Origin of the sequence: Pseudoalteromonas luteoviolacea CPMOR-1, from assembly GCF_001625685.1 — a bacterium.
Classification (GTDB): Bacteria; Pseudomonadota; Gammaproteobacteria; order Enterobacterales; family Alteromonadaceae; genus Pseudoalteromonas; species Pseudoalteromonas luteoviolacea_K.
Genome location: NZ_AUYC01000038.1, coordinates 13,966 through 32,191 on the forward strand (window position 1 = coordinate 13,966; position 18,226 = coordinate 32,191).

Annotated in this window: 15 protein-coding genes; 11 read left to right on the forward strand and 4 right to left on the reverse strand. The window is 41.2% G+C overall.

Features of this window, described 5'->3' with window-relative positions; genetic code table 11:
• Positions 1–150 precede the first annotated feature (150 nt).
• The 4 genes from N473_RS16530 to N473_RS16545 all read left to right on the forward strand — a co-directional run bounded on the left by N473_RS16530 (position 151) and on the right by N473_RS16545 (position 4,302).
• Positions 151–762: an outer membrane beta-barrel protein gene (locus N473_RS16530; RefSeq protein WP_063368895.1), complete on the forward strand. Its 612-nt coding sequence runs from the start codon at positions 151–153 to the stop codon at positions 760–762.
• A 213-nt stretch (positions 763–975) separates the two neighbouring features.
• Positions 976–1,569, forward strand: coding sequence for a hypothetical protein (locus tag N473_RS16535; RefSeq protein ID WP_063368896.1), 594 nt, complete (start codon positions 976–978; stop codon positions 1,567–1,569).
• Positions 1,570–1,768: 199 nt separating this feature from the next.
• Positions 1,769–2,461, forward strand: coding sequence for an aspartate/glutamate racemase family protein (locus N473_RS16540; RefSeq protein ID WP_063368897.1), 693 nt, complete (start codon positions 1,769–1,771; stop codon positions 2,459–2,461).
• 146 nt (positions 2,462–2,607) lie between these two features.
• Positions 2,608–4,302: a hypothetical protein gene (locus N473_RS16545; protein ID WP_063368898.1), complete on the forward strand. Its 1,695-nt coding sequence runs from the start codon at positions 2,608–2,610 to the stop codon at positions 4,300–4,302.
• Between the two features lie 46 nt (positions 4,303–4,348).
• On the opposite strand, the gene N473_RS16550 is transcribed toward N473_RS16545, so the two are convergent.
• Positions 4,349–4,540 (reverse strand): hypothetical protein, encoded by a 192-nt coding sequence (locus N473_RS16550; RefSeq protein ID WP_039610262.1) that lies wholly within the window; start codon positions 4,538–4,540, stop codon positions 4,349–4,351.
• A gap of 257 nt (positions 4,541–4,797) precedes the next feature.
• A complete protein-coding gene (locus N473_RS16555) occupies positions 4,798–7,017 on the reverse strand; it encodes a TonB-dependent receptor (RefSeq protein WP_063368999.1) in 2,220 nt (739 codons plus the stop codon).
• A gap of 478 nt (positions 7,018–7,495) precedes the next feature.
• Here N473_RS16555 and N473_RS16560 point away from each other — a divergent pair, with 478 nt between their 5' ends.
• The 3 genes from N473_RS16560 (at position 7,496) to N473_RS16570 (ending at position 11,399) form a co-directional block, all read left to right on the forward strand.
• Positions 7,496–8,503 carry a LacI family DNA-binding transcriptional regulator gene (locus N473_RS16560; RefSeq protein ID WP_063368899.1) on the forward strand — a complete coding sequence of 336 codons (1,008 nt, stop codon included), beginning with the start codon at positions 7,496–7,498 and terminating at the stop codon, positions 8,501–8,503.
• A 149-nt stretch (positions 8,504–8,652) separates the two neighbouring features.
• The gene (locus tag N473_RS16565; RefSeq protein ID WP_063368900.1) at positions 8,653–9,894 is read left to right on the forward strand and encodes an MFS transporter; all 1,242 of its coding nucleotides are present in this window, start codon (positions 8,653–8,655) and stop codon (positions 9,892–9,894) included.
• 14 nt (positions 9,895–9,908) lie between these two features.
• On the forward strand, positions 9,909–11,399 hold the full coding sequence (locus N473_RS16570) for a trehalase family glycosidase (protein ID WP_063368901.1): 1,491 nt from the start codon (positions 9,909–9,911) through the stop codon (positions 11,397–11,399).
• A gap of 263 nt (positions 11,400–11,662) precedes the next feature.
• Here the strand turns inward: N473_RS16570 and N473_RS16575 are convergent, their stop codons facing one another.
• The gene (locus N473_RS16575) at positions 11,663–13,027 is read right to left on the reverse strand and encodes a hypothetical protein (protein WP_063368902.1); all 1,365 of its coding nucleotides are present in this window, start codon (positions 13,025–13,027) and stop codon (positions 11,663–11,665) included.
• A gap of 290 nt (positions 13,028–13,317) precedes the next feature.
• A complete protein-coding gene (locus tag N473_RS16580) occupies positions 13,318–13,554 on the reverse strand; it encodes a hypothetical protein (RefSeq protein WP_152614556.1) in 237 nt (78 codons plus the stop codon).
• Positions 13,555–13,822: 268 nt separating this feature from the next.
• Between N473_RS16580 and N473_RS16585 the strand changes: the two genes are divergently transcribed.
• The 4 genes from N473_RS16585 (at position 13,823) to N473_RS16600 (ending at position 18,223) form a co-directional block, all read left to right on the forward strand.
• Positions 13,823–14,821 carry a WD40 repeat domain-containing protein gene (locus N473_RS16585; RefSeq protein WP_063368903.1) on the forward strand — a complete coding sequence of 333 codons (999 nt, stop codon included), beginning with the start codon at positions 13,823–13,825 and terminating at the stop codon, positions 14,819–14,821.
• A gap of 147 nt (positions 14,822–14,968) precedes the next feature.
• Entirely contained in the window at positions 14,969–15,958 is a 990-nt protein-coding gene (locus N473_RS16590) for a WD40 repeat domain-containing protein (protein WP_063368904.1), read from the forward strand.
• Between the two features lie 54 nt (positions 15,959–16,012).
• Positions 16,013–17,185 (forward strand): NERD domain-containing protein, encoded by a 1,173-nt coding sequence (locus tag N473_RS16595; RefSeq protein WP_063368905.1) that lies wholly within the window; start codon positions 16,013–16,015, stop codon positions 17,183–17,185.
• 147 nt (positions 17,186–17,332) lie between these two features.
• On the forward strand, positions 17,333–18,223 hold the full coding sequence (locus tag N473_RS16600; RefSeq protein ID WP_063368906.1) for a cation diffusion facilitator family transporter: 891 nt from the start codon (positions 17,333–17,335) through the stop codon (positions 18,221–18,223).
• Positions 18,224–18,226 lie beyond the last annotated feature (3 nt).

Consider the following 18,226-nt stretch of genomic DNA (forward strand, 5'->3'; position numbering starts at 1 on the left):
TTGATGTGATTTTTGTAAATGAATGTAAATGGTAAGTCTGATTTTTTTTAATATTTGGCTTATTTTTGATGTGCCTTTAGACAGTTTGAAACGGTTTTTCTCAGTAAAGAGGTTTAGCATGAATACCAATACTTTAAGGAGTCACTTTACATGAAAAAACAATTATTAATGGCTGCAGTCGCAGCATGTAGTATTAATGCCCAAGCTGCGGATCTGAGCAACACTTATATTGAACTAGGCTATTCAAAATCAGATTTTAAAGATGACATGTATTTTGATAATAAAACAGATTTAGACTTGGTTGGCCATCAAGTTAGCTTAAGCTATGAATTTGAAAATGGCATATATGCTGGTATACATACTAAAAGGCATAAAGATACGTTTCTAATCGCGTTTTTTGACCGAGACATTGACCTCAACGAAAATTTGTTGGAGCTAGGCTATGTAGCTCATGAAACTGAGAACGGGCGACTTTCTGTTGGGGCATTTGCCGGAGAGCTTGAGCTTGAAATTGAAGATAGCAGTAATGATGCAGATCTGTATCGTTTATATACGGGGTATGACTATCGATTTAATCAGTATTTTTCGGCGTTTGCCAAGCTTGGATATGAATCCCTAGATGGCAAGGAAGCGAGCAGTGAAAATGGAATTTGGACCGAAGTGGGTATTCGCGCACATTGGGGCGCATCGAGTTTTTCTTGGGAGTTTTCAGAAGGCAAGCGCATTGAGCAAGTTGCTTTTGTATACCGCTATTCATTCTAACGATTTATCTTAGATTTCTCCTCTGGGTTGGTACACACCATATCAGCCCATTTCTTTATTTCTTCTCAGATAATTGGGTACTCATTATTGAGTCAACAATTTTGACCTAGCAGCTAAGTTATATAGCTTGATAACGATTGAAACACTTTGATACAGACCCTTTGTTGTATCTTCTATACCATTTTTCCTAGCGTTAAATGAAGGAATAAAGTAATGAAAAAAGTGTTATGTATGATGATGTTATCGATTTCAGGGCTAAACGTACAAGCAGCTGATTTGAGCAAAAAATTCATTGAGTTTGGATATGTACAAAGTGATTTTGGAGATAAATCAAAAGTCGAGCCAGATGGTATTAAGCTGGGTTTTGGCTATGAATTTGAGAACGGGCTCTACACCAGTTTCTCGGTAAAACGTCAAGGAGATACGATAGAAAGTGGCCCAAGACAACTAGATATAGACATAGACGAAAATTATTTTGAGCTCGGTTATATTGCATATGAAACAAGTGATGGTCGATTCTCATTTGGTGGAGGTCTTGGGGAAATGGACTGGCATCTGAAACACTACACACTGGAAGGGGATTTTTATCGCTTTTTTACCGAATACGAACACCGCTTTAATGAATATTTTTCGGGATATGCTCGGCTAGGCTATGAGTACTTTGACCCTAAAGGGGCGAAAAATAATGAGGGTGCGTGGGCTGAACTGAGCGTGCAAGCTCACATGGGCGAATCAAGCATTGTGCTGAGTTATTTTGATAGTCAGGGGGTTGATCAACTAGGTTTAACGTATCGTTACGCATTTTAGCTAAATAAAGTAACAGCTTGAACCTGTTCTCTGGGATTGAGGCTTAGTATGGAACACAAAATAATGAGTAAATGCTAAAGATCGTCTTATATTTTTTATTATCGATTGCGGTGTATTCTATCAAGTGTATGTTTATAGTAGTACTGTTTTAATCATGGTTGCAACGTCGCTTAAAACATACATCTAAAAGGAATAAAAAATGAAAACAATAGGTTTGCTTGGTGGCATGAGTTGGGAATCAACTTCTAATTATTATAAGTATATAAATCATGGTGTTAAAGAGGTTTTGGGTGGGCTGCATTCGGCTAAAATAGTGATGAAAAGTGTCGACTTTGCACCTATCGCTGAGCTTCAGCAGGCAAATGAGTGGAGCACAATGGCTAACATGCTCACCCAAGATGCCCAGGACATTGAACGCGCTGGCGCTGACTTTATACTCATTTGTACAAACACCATGCATTTGATTTTTGAAGAGGTACAAGCCGGCGTAGGCATTCCTCTTATTCATATTGCAGACCCAACTGGAGAGCAATTAAAACGAGCTGGCAAACGAAAAGTTGGATTACTTGGTACACAATTTACGATGTCAGAGTCATTTTATAAGGATAGGCTTAAAAGTAAATTCGATATTGATGTGATAGTGCCTGATGAAGCTGACCAAAGCGTAATTCATGATGTGATTTATAACGAACTCTGTGTCGGTGAAATTAAGTCTGAATCTAAGCAGGTATATTTAGAAATTATTGCAAAAATGCAGGCACAGGGGGCTGAGGCAGTCATTTTAGGGTGTACAGAGATCGCGTTGCTTGTTAACGAAAATGATACAGATATCCCGCTGTTTGATACGGCTATATTGCATGCAGGTAGCGCGGTATCAGCTTCATTAAAATGATGAATTTCATTGGTTTATATTTTTATCTTTGAATAATTTAGGAATGTTTTATGTGTATGTATTGACCTTTAGCAATAAATAATTCAAAAGTTAGAGCTTTTATTTTAATTTTGTGTAAAAATTTACTCGTTTTAAAAGGAGTAATTATGAAATTAAAATATCTTTCATGTGCAGTGGCTGCAATGGTCACGAGTTCTTCTGCTATGTCGTTCACTCAATTGGGCGGGGCTGGCGTGATGCCAATTGGGCATGAGTGGCTAACTCGCACCTCTGCATTAGAGCTGATGGGGCAAGATACACGAGTCAGCGATAGCCAAGATCCAAGGTTAAATTGGAATAATGGCTTAGCGAAATCTATAGAGCTAAACGTCGCTCAGCACGAAGTTGAAAGGATCTTATCTAACACCAATGATGATGGGACATACTGGTCAGGGTATGAGGCCATCTTTGCTGCAATTGTTGGCGAACGATGGGTTGATATTGCCGGTTTTAATGTGACAAATGCTAGCGCAGATCCAACAGGACCAAACTGTTTTAATGCCGTTGCGCAAGAGCCCGCAGATTTACAGCAAGATCATTTTATGCGTCGCTATGACGATATAGGTGGTATTGGTGGTGTCAACGCAGCAAAACGTGCGCAAATTCGGTTTATTAATCATTTTGTGAATGCCGCAACTGCTGAGTCTAAAAAGATTAAAGTCTGGGATGGGGGCGGCTATGCCAAAGCCGTTGAAGTTGACCACAATTACTTTTTATTTGGTCGAGCAGTTCATTTATTCCAGGATTCATTTAGCCCTGAGCACACAGTGCGTCTAGCAGTCGATAATTATGAAAAAATTTGGCAAGTGAAGGCATACCTTTGCTCAGAAGGCGCAGAGCAACATACCCATGACACCAAAGAAGCGATTAATTACCAAAGTGGTGACGTGATATGGAAGCCAGAGTCAAGAGGTCAAAGTGGCTGGCAAGCTTATAAGCCTAGTAATATAAAGCCCGTTGCTTTGGTGTCTTTGGAAGCCAGTAAAGATTTATGGGCGGCGTTTATTCGCACTATGGCACTACCGCAAGAAGAGCGAAGAGCAAAAGCTCAGCAAGAAGCACAGCAGCTGGTGGATAACTGGTTGTCATTTGAAGAGCAGGCCATGCTCAATTGGTATGAAGATGAAGCAAAGCGTGACCATACATATGTCTTGGCCCCAGGTGAGCAAGGAAAGGGCAAGTCTTTAATTGATTGTATGACTGAACTTAAAGTGGGCACGACAAGTCAACTTGATCGAGTTGCACAATTAGAGGAAGAGCGTAGACACTGCTTATATAATATTGAAGCCGAAGCTGGTTACAACGATGTCAACGACTCCTTAATTAACATGCCATACAATTGGAAGTGGAAATCACTGACATGGAAAACGCCACCGTCAGATTGGCAACCAAAGCAGCTTAAAGCTGACACGGGTGATATTGTACATATCCACAATGCGAGTAACGGTAAAGCCATTGGCTCACAAAGTGACGAGCAAAAAAACGCGCTTCTATACGTTGAACATGCAACGCCAATCGATTTTATTTTGGTTAAAGGTGAGGGCGGTGACTCTTATTTTAGAACAAGGAATAACGCTGAACTGTTTTTAAGCTATAAAAACAACTTCACAGGTGATGCCAAACTTTGGACGTCGCCTAATAAGGCGTCTTTTCATATTGAGCCTTACGGCACGCGTGTAAATTTGAAAAATAACTTTTGGCAGCAATATGTTTGGGCTGATATTGAGTCTGGGCAAGTGCATTTATCTCGTAAAGGTAATGCAAGTAATGAAAATGCACAATGGTTATTGGTTCAACAATAATTAGTTAGGGTGAGCCCAAAGCTGGAGTTACGCTTTGGGCATTTATTTAGTAATAGAGAAAAGAGTCACAGTGGCACTGTGGATCTTCTTTGAGTAAATCTGCATGTAAATCTATCTTCCTTTGACTGCGTTCATCCCACACGGTCACTACGTGGTTACGTCTATCTACAATTAAAACTTCGACTGGATGGTCTTGATATTCTAACCATTCACCTTTTTGAATTTCTTCAATATTCATAAAGTTCACTCCAGCACTTGCGAAGCATAGTATTGAGCAGCTTTATTGTATTGCTAACAAGTGAAAATCATTAAAATTTGCAAAGAGTATTACTTGTCACTTTGTTACAAGCTGAATGATTACATTATGTAAAAAAGCGCATTAAGTATTTTAAAGTGTAGTTAATGTAAGAAAAAAGCCCAATATAAAGGTGATCCTCATTGGGCTTTGGTCGTTAGTTTTAGGTATGCCCACCGAATTATGGGCGAAATTTGGGATTAGAAGCTATAAGCAACACTTAATTTAACACTACGCGGTAAAATATAGCGCCCGTTCGCTGCCGCAGGGTTACGTGGGTCCCCCTCAGTTAAACCTTGCTCGTCAGTTAGGTTATCAATAGCGACTTGTACCTGTACTTGTTCCATTGGTTCAAGGGTTAATCCGATATCGATTTTTTCATAGCCATCTAAAACTGCACTGGGTGTGTTTTGAATATCGCTATAACGTGAATCAACTGCCGAAATTGTGCCGTAAACTGTCGCGAACATGTCTCCAAGTTCAAATTCATAACTTGGTGTGATACGTAATTGCCAATCAGGGATACGTTGTGACTTGTTACCCGTAAGTGTTGCGTCTGGACTTTGTGCTACTTCGCTATTTTGCAAGGTACCATTTAGATTGACACTGAAACCTGAGTCATGATTGTAATTAAAATCTATTTCAATACCATGCGCCTCAGTGGTAAAACGCTGTGCAGGTAAATCTGGACGAATAGAGAATGACTCACCCTTAACTTCATTTGCAAAAAGTGTTGCAAAGAAGTCCATGTTTTCACCCATAAACTTGTAGCCGACTTCACTTTGTGCAACTTCTTTGATCAGTTCATCACCTGCAGAATAGTCATCAAAGTTATCTCTGAAATCGTCAAAATAAGGCATCTTAAAGCCTTTATTGAAACGGACAAACACACCACTTTGCACATCCAGTTTGTAATCAGTGCCGATTGTCCATGAAGTTTTGCGCGCGCTGTAGTCAACCGATTTTGTGATCACGCCATCAAGGCCTTCATCAACGGTGTAGTCCACTTGGTGGCGCTCATTACGAAGGCCTAAGTCAATCGTTAAATTGTCAGTGGCTGCGTAGCTATGTGTTGTATAAAAAGCAAGTGTTGTGGCATCACCGTTACTGTTGATGTCGTAGTTAAATCCACAGCCATCAAGCGAGTCATTACAGGCGATGCCTGTCAGCATTTCGCCGCCTTGTTCTAAGACATGGTATGCGGTATTACCTAGGCTCCACCAATCTTTCGCTGAGGTAGTTGCTGTGTAAATACCAAAGGCGCTGTTAATTACGCCAAAATCTTTGCTTAGTGCTAAGTCGTTGGTGAAGGCTTCGATATCTTTAAGTACCACCCAACGGCCATAGTCCTGAACACGTGTGTCGGCACCATACTCTTTACCCGTTGCCACGCCTGTTGCGCTTACGCCGTTATCAGCAACTTCGGATAGGTTCATGGCATTGCCTGCCGGCACAAGACCATAAGTATTTGCTTTACCTTGAGTTAAACTAAAGCGGTCGATAAAGTGCCAGTCATTACCAAGTTCCAATGAGATGCTACCACCAGAGACATGTCCGTCCCAGCCTCGACCTTCAGCTAAATCAATGTCCACTTTACCATTACCAGCCGAAATAGTCGCTTGGCGGTTCAGTGTACCAAGTTGAGTATATTTTGCATCGATGCCCGCCTCATTCAGTGGCGTAGGTAGATACCATGCGCCGGTGTCGTCAGTTTGGCGAGTGTAAACGTTGATTTCACCATTCTCTAATTCTTTGGTTAGTTTTATGGTGAATTGATGACCTTTTTCAGAGGTAAAACCTGCGTCACGGATCCCCGATGAGCGTTTGATATAGCCGCCTACCATATAATATAGGTCTTCGCTCACTTCTCCACTTATGACACCATCTATACGTTGTAAGCCATAGTCTGAGGTGGTGTATTTAAAGGTGCCTTCCGTATCTGCTTGACCACGTTTAAGTCGGAAGTTGGTTGTTAACCCCGGTTGTCCATTTGACAATACAGGGTTTGGGCCGCCCCTAAGCCCTTCCATCATTGAAATGGTTTCATCGATACGGAAAATAGACGAATTTTCTAAAAATGATAGCGTTGGAGCAGGGTAAACCGGTGAACCATCCAGACTGACAGTTAAAAAAGGCGCATCACCACTTGATGTGAACCCGCGTACATTAATATTGGCTCCAGATTCGCCACCCGAACTTTCTACCCAAACCCCAGGTATGGCTTTGAATAAGTCAGCTGTACTTTTTGGCGCAAGTCGCTCAATTAAAGATTCATCCACGTTGGTAACGGCGTATGCGGCATCCACTTTACGGATCCCCATACCGCCAGGGGTACCAGAAATAACAATGGTTTCTACCTTGTCTTTGGCTTTATTTTGTTGCTCAGCGTTGGCTACATTTGAATATGTAATTGCGGCCATAACCGCTGCTGCAAGTGCAGAATACTTCTTGCCTAGGTTCACAGGAGCTGCTCCCTTGGTTGTGTCATATGTGTTGTCATAATGGCCAACTTACGCGTTGGCATCGCTTTTCGCCGCATAACTAAACGAAATTGATGATTCATTCAGTATATTTTTAATTGGTTTCTACTGGGCGTTATTTTAAAATAGAGCTTTATGCAAACGTTTGCAATAGGGGCTGCGATATTTTTTTACTTACAGTTTACCTAATGCCGCATGTCCATGCTTTTTTATAACCTGTGGCGTTAAGACGGAGATAATAAAAACAACAGGTTAATAAAAAGTGTGCCTTAAATGAAAATACCTGAGGAGAAGAGTTGTTCACTGTGGATGAATTTTCTCGGTTAGTTTAATCTAGAGGCATGAAGGTTACAGGGTGTTAAAACCCATTAATCATGCTCAAGCATTGCAAAGTGCTTTATGAAGTAGTGAATAAGCTATGCACCAAAAAAAATTAAAACTGGCTGATCTGGCTAAGTTGGCTGGAGTGTCAACCTCGACGGCGTCGCGGGCGCTCAATGATAATCCATTAATTAAACAAGAAACGCGTGAGCGGATCCAGCAGTTAGCTAAAGAACATAATTTTAGCTTAAACGCCGCTGCAAGTCGGTTACGGTTACAAAAAACAAAGGTTATCGCGGTATTAATAAACCTTGATTCGGAAACAGAACAATCGATTGATGATCCGTTTTTACTGAAAGTGGTGAGTGACATCAACCTTGCAGTGAACCGGCAAGGCTACGAGTTACTGTTATCAAACTCGTTTATGGCGGGCGATGATTGGCATGGGTACTTTATTGATGGACGTCGTGCTGATGGTGTCATTGTTGTAGGTCAAGGCAAACAGCAGGCGCTGATAGAAAGTGCATCCAAAGCCGGTATGCCCCTAGTAGTGTGGGGCGACCCCAAAACGGATGCAGACTATGTGATAGTAGGTAGTGATAATTACCTTGGTGGTAAACTAGCGGCGGATCATTTGATTTCTAGAGGCTGTAAAGCACCTTTGTTTTTGGGTGAACCTGAGCATGCTGAAATTGGTGAAAGGTACAACGGCTTTTGTGCAGCGATAGCAAGCAAAGGCATTGAAGGGGAGTGCCAATTATTAAAAATTGATATCACCAGTCAAGCGGCTTACGATGCGATAAATCTTAAGTTGCGTACTGATGGGCTTAATTTTGATGGTATTTTTGCCTGTAGTGATATGGTTGCTTTAGGCGCGATGAAAGCACTAAAAGAGCGATACGTCAGTATTCCAAACGACGTACATATTGTCGGTTTTGATGATATTGCGATGGCAGATGTTAGCTTTCCCTCTCTGACCACAATTAGACAGGATACTAAACAAGCTGGCGAACTTTTGGTAAACAAGTTGTTGGCGCAACTTGACGGTGAGCAGGTGGTATCTAGCCAGTTGGCTATTAAACTCGTTGAACGCCAATCAAGTTAACGTATTGGTGTCAATTAAGTATGAAAATCCAGATGAGAACGTGCTTAAAATGATTAACAGCTATTATTAAATTTTAAAATGCAAACGATTGCATTGTTCGCATATGAGCGCTAGACTGAATTAAACTTACAGTATTTACGAGTCTTTCAATGCACAATATGCGAACTATTTTGGCTATGGGAGCCTGTTACTTTTTATTTGCAATCCTGCTCAACAGTGTTGGCACCGTTATTTTGCAAGCCATCAACACTTTTGGTGTTTCCAAAGCGCAAGCCGCATCGCTAGAAGGATTTAAAGATTTACCGATAGCGATTGTGTCTTTTTTAGTTGCTTCATTTATTCCTCGGGTAGGCTACAAGCTGGCATTATTAGGTGGCTTATCTCTGGTCACTGTGATGTGCTTGATCACGCCAATTGCAGGTAGCTTTTGGGCGCTCAAAGCATTATTTGCTGCTGTTGGCTGCGCTTTTGCGATTGTTAAAGTCTCCGTTTATGCCTTAATAGGCCAAGTCACAGATTCAACAAAATCTCATTCTAGTTTATTAAATACTATTGAAGGTGTATTCATGGTGGGAGTGCTCAGTGGATACTGGGTATTTGCTGCCTTTTTGAGTGAAGATATCACCTCAAATAACTGGTTGAACGTATATTATCTGCTTAGTGCATTATCAATAGCCACAATATGTTTGGTGTGGTTTGCCAAAATTGAAAAGCCGGCAGAGCAAGCATTTGAACCAGGTAGTGCTAAAAATGACTTCTTTGATATGTTGCGTTTAACTTATCAGCCCCTGGTGTTGGTGTTTGTGGTCAGTGCTTTTTTATATGTGTTGATTGAGCAAGGTGTCGGCACTTGGTTACCTACCTTTAATAATCAAGTACTCAACCTGCCCGTTGATGTCAGTGTGCAGCTGAGCAGTATTTTTGCCGCCAGTTTGGCCATTGGCCGTTTGGCAGCAGGTCAAATTTTGAAAAAAGTAGATTGGTACTTATTCCTGAACTTATGCCTTGTAGGTATGGCTATTCTGGTTTTATTGACTTTACCGATGACCAAAGACTTGCCACAAAACCAAATCACAAGTGTATTCGATGCGCCTGTAGCCGCGTATTTAATGCCATTAATTGGACTATTGATGGCACCAATTTATCCAGTGATTAACTCAATTATGCTAAGTAGTCTTGAGAAGCATCGCCATGCTGCGATGACAGGATTAATTGTGGTCTTTTCAGCACTCGGTGGTACGACTGGTTCATTAATTACAGGCTTTGTATTTGAATATATGAGCGGTCAACATGCCTTCTATATGTCATTAATTCCAATGGCTATCATCATGATTACCTTATTTTTATTTAAAAAGCGTGCTCAACAAGTAGCGTGCTCGTCAGCAGTTTAAGTCGAGGAAGAAGAATGAAGTTTGAGCACAGCCGCTTATTTAAGGACGTACAATTGTCGGGGATTTTCAATGATAGCAAAACGTTTGCTGATGCGATCCCAAAGCAATCATGGCAAGCCATTTGTGACTTTTATGAGGAGTTGCAGCCTAAAGATTTAGCTGAGTTTGTAGACGTTCATTTTGAGTTTGCACAGGCACCTGAGCTTGATGCATTAGATGATGTTAGCTCCGTACAAGACTATATTGAGCAGCTTTGGGATAGGTTAACAAGGCAAGTTTGCGATCAAAATACGAGCTCTTTATTAAGCTTGCCCAAACCATATGTGGTTCCAGGAGGTCGATTTAATGAAATTTATTATTGGGATAGCTATTTTACAGCGCTTGGTTTGATGGACTCGGGTCGGGAAACGCTTGTTGAGAATATGCTTGATAACTTTTGCAGTTTGATAGGCTCATTAGGTCACGTACCGAATGGGAATCGTAGCTATTATGCGACGCGCTCTCAACCACCTGTGACGGCTTTAATGGTCGATTTGCTTTGGGATAAAAAAAGCTCTGACAAACAGTGGGTGAAAAAAGTGACGACTGCATTACGTCGCGAATATGAGTTTTGGATGAAAGGGCAAGGTGAGCTTTGTGCAAAAAATAACACCCATGCCCGTATTGTGATGATGCCTTGTGGTGGTTTGCTAAATCGTTATTGGGATAATGAAGCGTTGCCTAGGCCTGAATCTTACCGAGAGGATTTGGAAGACGCAAAGCACCTAACGGCACAGCAGAAACTTTCATTTTATCGAAATATACGTGCGGCTTGCGAGTCTGGTTGGGACTTTAGTAGTCGCTGGTTGAGAGATCCAAGTGATTTAAAAACCATTGCTACAACAGAAATGGTGCCGATCGACTTAAATGCTTTGATATATTTTTTAGAGTTGCAATTAGCTCGATGCTATCTTGCCTTAAGCCATCATGCTGAATATAAAAAATTGGATAAAAAATCAAAATCGCGTGCTGATCTAATAGAACAGTATATGTGGGATGAGCAGGCAAGCTGGTATGTTGATTATGACATCGCTAACAAGTGTCAGCGAGAAGTGCAAACGATGGCTGGTGCCACGGCATTATTTTTCAACTTAGTAAAAGATGATTCCCATGTCTTGCGTATGTCGAAGAAAATCATGTCTGAGTTTTGCAAAGTAGGTGGACTTGTCACGACGCTCACTGAGACTCCTCAGCAATGGGACAGTCCAAATGGTTGGGCACCATTACAGTGGTTTGGTGTTAAAGGGCTTTTAAATTATGGTTTTGAAAAGGAAGCAAAGCTGATTGGCAAAAGGTGGCTTCATACTCTTGAGTCGAACTTTGCTATTAACCAATGCTTGTTAGAAAAATACAATGTCATCGAATTGAATAAAAAAGCACAAGGCGGCGAGTATATCGTACAACAAGGTTTTGGGTGGACAAACGGCGTCGCTTGTAGGTTGTACAAGTTGTTCCCAGATAAGTAGTTTTAGCTACTCTTAGAGGTTGGCACTTCTATGTGCTTGCCTCTGAGTATTGTTTCATCAAGTGCTATGCACTCCTTTGAGCCCTCTATCATTTCACAACACTACCGGAACGGCTGCAAGGTAGTAGTACTTTTAATCTCTTTGAGGAAAAAATTAAGGCAGGTTAAACTCTGAGGTTTATTATGGATTTGAAAAGAAAAAAGCGCCTTAAAAAAGGCGCTTTGGCTCACAATCAAGAGACATACACGTTATACTCGGGAGTATTAGTGTGCGTGTTCGCCTCCTTTTTCAATACCTAACCAAACTAAACGTTCTGGTGTAAAATCTAGCTCAATTTCAACTTTTACTTCAGCTGTTTCAAGGTCATAGCCAATGACATGCTGTGCCGTTGAATCCGTTACGTAAGCAATGTTTTCAGCGCCAGAGAAGGCAATGCTAAATACAGTACCCTCAGGGATCGCTGACAACTCATGCTCATGTACTTTTACTGAGTGTGCAATTTCCCAATGGTGCTCATCACCTTCGGCGTGTTGTTCGAAAATTGTTAAGACACCGGCTGTGTCTAATACAGCTGCATGAGAGCCGTCATAGTTGAAGTTACCACCAGCAAATCTGTGGTTTTCTGTGACTGACCATTCAATCTTTTCGATTTCGCCATGTTCAGCATCAACAACTACAAGCTCAGTACCTGCAACACCAATAAATTGGTGGCTACTTTCATGTCCAATTAAGTAACCGATGCGCTGGTTTTCAACAAAACTTTCTGGGTTTGCAATTTTAGAAGCGACAAACTCGCCATTTTCTTCAGCAATTACGATAACACCGTCACCACAGGCAAAAGACACATGCTCATGGTTTTGCGCACTACCATGAAGCGCTGGACAAGTGACATCGAATACTTTTTCTTGGTCAAAGTGGCCGTCATGTTTGTGATAAACACCAATTTGTGTTGGCAGTGTAGACTCAGTTTGTGGATCGCGAATTGTACTGAATGTGTATTCGCCGCGAGATTGAGCTGCGCCGTGCATGTTTGTTTCGTAGTGAATTTCAGCGACTTTGTCTTTATCACCGCCAAGATAAGCTTCAGAGAAAACAACGACTTCTGCATTAACAGCATCATTGCCACTGCCATCGAAGAAAATTGCAGTGCTGTGCTCGCCGTTAGTAACGTGCGCTGGTTTTACATGGTCAAAAGCAACATCGCTTAATGCAGGTGCTTCTTCATAAGGATGCATGTGGTCGCCATGATCCTCTTGCCAAATACCACCGTCTACAAATTCGACACGACCTTGCTCGGATTGAACTAAAATAGCGTAGCGGCTATTTTCAGTTGCATATACCCTGCTTGCATAGTTACTAGAAGCAAGTTCACCTGCGACTTCTTTGTGCTCAATATCTAGAACATGTACAGAGTTTGACTCTGGAGAAGTTACCAATAAGCGGCCAGCTTCACCAACTGAGTCGTGGTCATGGTCATGTCCATCATGCGCGTGGTCGTCATGGCCTTTGTCTTGCTCAACAGGTTCTACGACTGGAGCATGTTCAATAATAGTTGTTTCTGTGTCACCACAAGCTGCTAGCAATGCTGTTGCAACTGCAACGGAGAGTAATTTGTGTGTGTGTTTCATATTTCTTTCAATTATTAGAGTATTTAGGTTGCAGGAAATGGGTAAAGACGCCTGCTTTTATAATGTTATAAAATAACAATTTGAGATTATGTTATACTATAACGTTGCTGTTGTGCAAGGCGCAATTAGCACTAATTTGAAAATTAGTCCCTAAAAGTGGATCTACGAGTATGTCGATTAAGGCAATTAACTTTGACCACTTAAAAGTGAGTCGATTTATAAGTTATCGATGTGGTGTATTTGCAAGGAACGCGTGAAAGAAGAAGTGAAGGCGGAAAGCCTGTTCACACTTATTCTGATAAAAATATGACTCTAACGGCAATGGCAATAAAAACGATAAGAACCAGAATTATTTCTATTTTGTGTACTAGTGATTTTGTTTTTTGGTTTTTCTTTTCATTTTTGTAAGCCATTTTATACTCCTCATTAGGATGGCGTTTTTCATAGGCAGCATTGGCTTTTTTGGCAAACTCGGAGCGTTTTTTTGGGCTTAAGTTTTGGTTCATCGCGTCTTGATAATCGACCACTTTACCTTTTGATACTCTCGCTCTTGGTGCGCTACACATAATTACCTCGATTCGTTAGCTCCACGGCAATGACTTGCAATCATGCTATGCCGAGTGAACTTCTCGCTACGACTTTTTAATTATAGTACTTTTAGATTGCCTTGTCGTTTATATTTTCTAAATAAATAGGATTTATGTCCGATAATATAGGTAAGAGACTAAAACTTAAAGTTTAGAATATAGCTGTTTTGAGGCGAAACAAGGAGTGAGCAGTATTGGGAGAACGCCTATGTATAAAAGTATCATTCATATCTTATTAACTGCTGTTCTGGTGACTCTGTTGCTTGGATGTGATGGCGTAAGTGAAAATCCAAGGCAGGCTTTTCATCAAGTCAGTGACGTGCCAATAGATCTTGGTGTGTTTTCATCACATGCAGACCTGGTTGCTTTCGTGGCTCAAGGCACATTGAACATTGCAAAGACCGATGGCAGTGGCGTTTTGGCTCAGTTTAAATTGAACGAGACCAAGGTGACAGATATTGCAATATCACAAGACAATCGGCTGTTAGCTGCAAGCTTCACAACGTATGTGGTGGTCTGGGATCTCGTCGACAAGGTGAGGTTAGGCCAATTCGATGTGTCAGGAGAGTCAGAATTCGCAAAAACGTCAAAGATAGCCATTTACGCACACCCAATGCAGTTGTTAGTTGGGATGACTGATGGCACTATCAGTGTTATTGACTTTGAAAATAAACTGACTAAGCGGATTAAGTATCATGATGCCAGGGTGAGTTTTCTCGAGTTAGGTGCACAGCGACAACTCATACTCAGTGCGGGCCATGATGGTGTAGTCAATATTTTAAATGCGAGCACGTTGCAGCCAACATTCGAACACCGGCTGTCAAAACGTGTGACGAGTGTTGCCTATAATTTGTCGCAAAATCTACTTTTTGCATCTGATGCGCTTAATGAGCAAATAATCCTAAGGCCTTTCTCATCAGAGCCGGAGTTAATCAAGCTTGCTTATCGCGAGCGATTCAGGTGGTTTCGTGCTGCTGCATTTAGCCCTGATGGTCAATACTTAGCAACTGGCTCTAGTAAGTCTTGGTGGACATTGTGGGATGTAAATACGGGGCAAGAAATTGACGCTTATGGCATTCAAGCGGCAACTTCTACGGCATTGATCGTTGATATGCACATCAATAAAGAGCGTAAACTGGTCACATTGAACAGCGATGGGATTATTGAATATTGGGATATCAATATCTTAAAAAATTTGACTAGGTAGTGGCGCAGACTTTGCTTATTTTGCCTACAAATCTTGCTGCTCACTGGACTACATCAATGAGAGTAGACAATACACTGTACAAAAAAGTAAAAGGCTATACTATTTGCACAGATTATTTATTGCCCTTTAACTTAGAGAGCTAGAGCCATGTTGTTTAGACTAATCCCATTCCTTTTAATGCTGTTTTTAACAGGTTGTGAGGATGAAATCTTATTGAGTAAAGGCACCATCAGTCAACTGGGAGATAAGGGCGTGCTTATCGGCCATTTTTCACAAGATGGGACTAAGTTAGTTACTATAGATAGCACAAATACTTTAACAGTTTGGGATAGCAAATCGATGACCGAGTTGTTTTCGGTTCCGAAGGATAAAATGCCTGAATTATCTCGGGATGTTGTGTTGTCAAAAGACAATAACATGTTGATTGTTGTCGGTGATAATCAGCTTCAATTTTGGTCTTTGTCAACAGAGAAGCTAGTGACTAAAGTGAGTTTTACGGGGGTAAGTGGGTATGCGCATATTACCTCGGTCTCTTTGTCACCTTCTATGGATAAAATAATCGTGGCCATGTCAGATGGTACGGTAAATATGGCGCACCTGCATACTCAAGTGAATAATCAATTTGCCCCTCATAGCCGACCAGTCATGCATGTTGAATGGGACGACAAAGGGGAGCTGTTTTTAACTGCTGCGCAAGACGGAAAATTAGCTCTTTGGCAATTTGGTTCACCAGAGCCAGTCTTTACCAAAGAGTTTAACCACCGAGTTACGAGCTTAGCGGTGCGTAAAGACTTCTCAGAATTCTTTGTATCGGATGCGTTAGACAATCAGGTTATTGCATCGCTCATTGATGGAGCAGATAAAAGTGAACTTAAGTACATGGCGCGTTTTAAGGTATTTCGCAAGGCGTTATTTATTGAGAAAAGCCGTCTTTTGGCAACCTCTTCATCTAAATCTCAGCTGACAATATGGGATACGCGAAGTGGCAATGAGTTAGGCACATGGCAGATTAATACGGTGAGCTCGGGTGCGACGATTGTTGATATGTATGCACCGACTAAAGAAAAGCTGGTGACTTTAAGTAGCGATGGATTGCTGGAAGAGTGGGCATTAAATATGTTGGCCAACAGCAAGTGACTTAAATCTCGCACTGGGTTGACGTTTAAAATTATGTAATTTAGGTACGGTAAAATGAACAGATGGATTTTGTTTTTACTCATTTATGCTGGTTGTGTGGCGTCAATGCCAACACAGCTCGATGTAAATCAATGTGACAGATATGCCTCGGAGCTGGTGTTTCTGCAAAACAATAGCAATCTGACAGGCTCAGAGCAAGCTCGTATCACACGATTGCTCGAGCGGGTAGCGCACTATTGCCAATCGCCTTCAGACATTGGGCATATCTCTGCTAAAACACATGCTCGACAGCCGGTATATGGAATCGGTCAATTTAAAGACCCGACGGTATACCAGCAGTGGCAGGCCTTTTTTCAAAAGCCCATTATCTGTCATCACGGTGAGCAGAATTTTCAAAGTGCGGTTAAATGCGCGGAGCAAGTTGCCGTACAAAGGCAGGCTTTTGAAGCCCAGTTAGCCAAGAAAAGTCGACAAAATGAACATAATAGACGAACTCAGATTATTGCGGCGACGCCTATTATTTCTGAATCAGTTGCCTCTGTGAATACAATCGATCCAGCTGAATATAAAACTCATCATTCCCCTACCTTAGATATTAATCAAGAGCCTGAGCACTTTGCACGATTTGGGTTTTGGCTAAGCATTGTTTTATGCGGTTATGTTTTAATTGAGCTTGGAAAACGCGCTTTTAATCATACCTCCAGTGCGTCATATAAAACAAAAAAAAGAGGTTTTAGGCGTACTTACGATGCGCTTAGCAGCAAACTAGATAAAAAAAAATATATTATTGTTCCGCGTAGTATGAGCCCACTCTTGCAAGAGTTAGATATTGATGGGGTGGTATTGTCACCGTTTGGCATTTTTACATGTGTGTGCATACATCATGAGGGGGACATTGAGGCCAACATAAGTGGTGAAATGTGGCACGTAAGCAAAGAGGGGAGTTCACAGTTTTTCTTAAATCCATTGAATGCATCAAAAATACGTGCAAGTAAACTTGCCGATTGCATTGGTGCCAGCTGCGGCGTAAGGCACATTGTGGTATTTAATAATGGTGTGCGCTTTTATCCTGGACGGCCCGCAAATTGTTTTGATAATTCGCAGGTCGCCATTGAAGTTATGCGTTACACACAGTGCATATTTAGTTACGAGCAATTGCGTTACTTCGAGCAAGGTTTGTACGCTGCAAGTCACGGGTTAAGCCAATCACGACAAACAGCAAGTTAGATCATGCTTTTAGATGAAAAAAATAGTCTATTTATTTGCTAAATATTGTGATTTTTGATGCGTCTGAAATGAAATAGAGTTACAATTATCGTCCTTTATCATAAGGCATCCTCTAATTTATAGTTACAAAGGTTTCTCAAGTTTCGAATGACCGATCTTACAACTCATGAGGCTTCTCGGAAGCGCTTACTTATTGCGCTTGCATTGACTTGCACGTTTATGGTTATCCAGGTTATTGGTGCATACTTTGCCAATTCCTTAGCCGTGCTGGCTGACGCTGGGCATCTGTTTGTTCATAACAGTTCTTTGCTTATCGCATTGATTGCATCAAGCATTGCTGTAAAACTGGCAAAAAATTTTAACGAAGGCTACAAAAAAGCAGAATACACTGGTGGACTCATTAACGGCGTATTATATGTCTCTATCGCTGTTATTATCCTATTAGAAGCGACAGAACGCATTGAATTACACTCTCAAGGCCACATTCACGAAGTGAATACATTTGTAATGTCTACTATTGCTGGTGTGGGATTTTTATTTCATGGGGTTGCTGCTTGGGTGCTGTACAAAGGCCGTAAAGACAGCATCAATGTGTATGCCGTATTTTTACATTCCTTCTTTGATTTATTATCCACAATTTCTACCTTTGTCGCAGGTATTCTCATTCATTTGACTGGCTGGAATATTATTGATGTTCTTTCAAGTATGCTGATTTCGAGTTTTGTGTTATTCACTGGTTTTAAAGTGATTAAATCTTGCTTGACTGGGCTGCTAAGTAAAGATGGCGCGTTACCTAATGTGAACAAGCTTGAGCAGGCGATTGTGGATACAGAGCATGTTGAAAGTGTGCACAATGTGACGGTATCTAACACAGACGATGAATTAATTGTCGGTGCGCATATTGTATTAAAACACCATTGTACTATTGAAATGCATGATGATGCATGTCGTTATCAAGTTGAAGCACGCTTAAAACAGCTATTTTCAGTAGAAAAGTGTGTACTTCAAATAGAAAGTCACGATTGTCCCCACCATTAAACT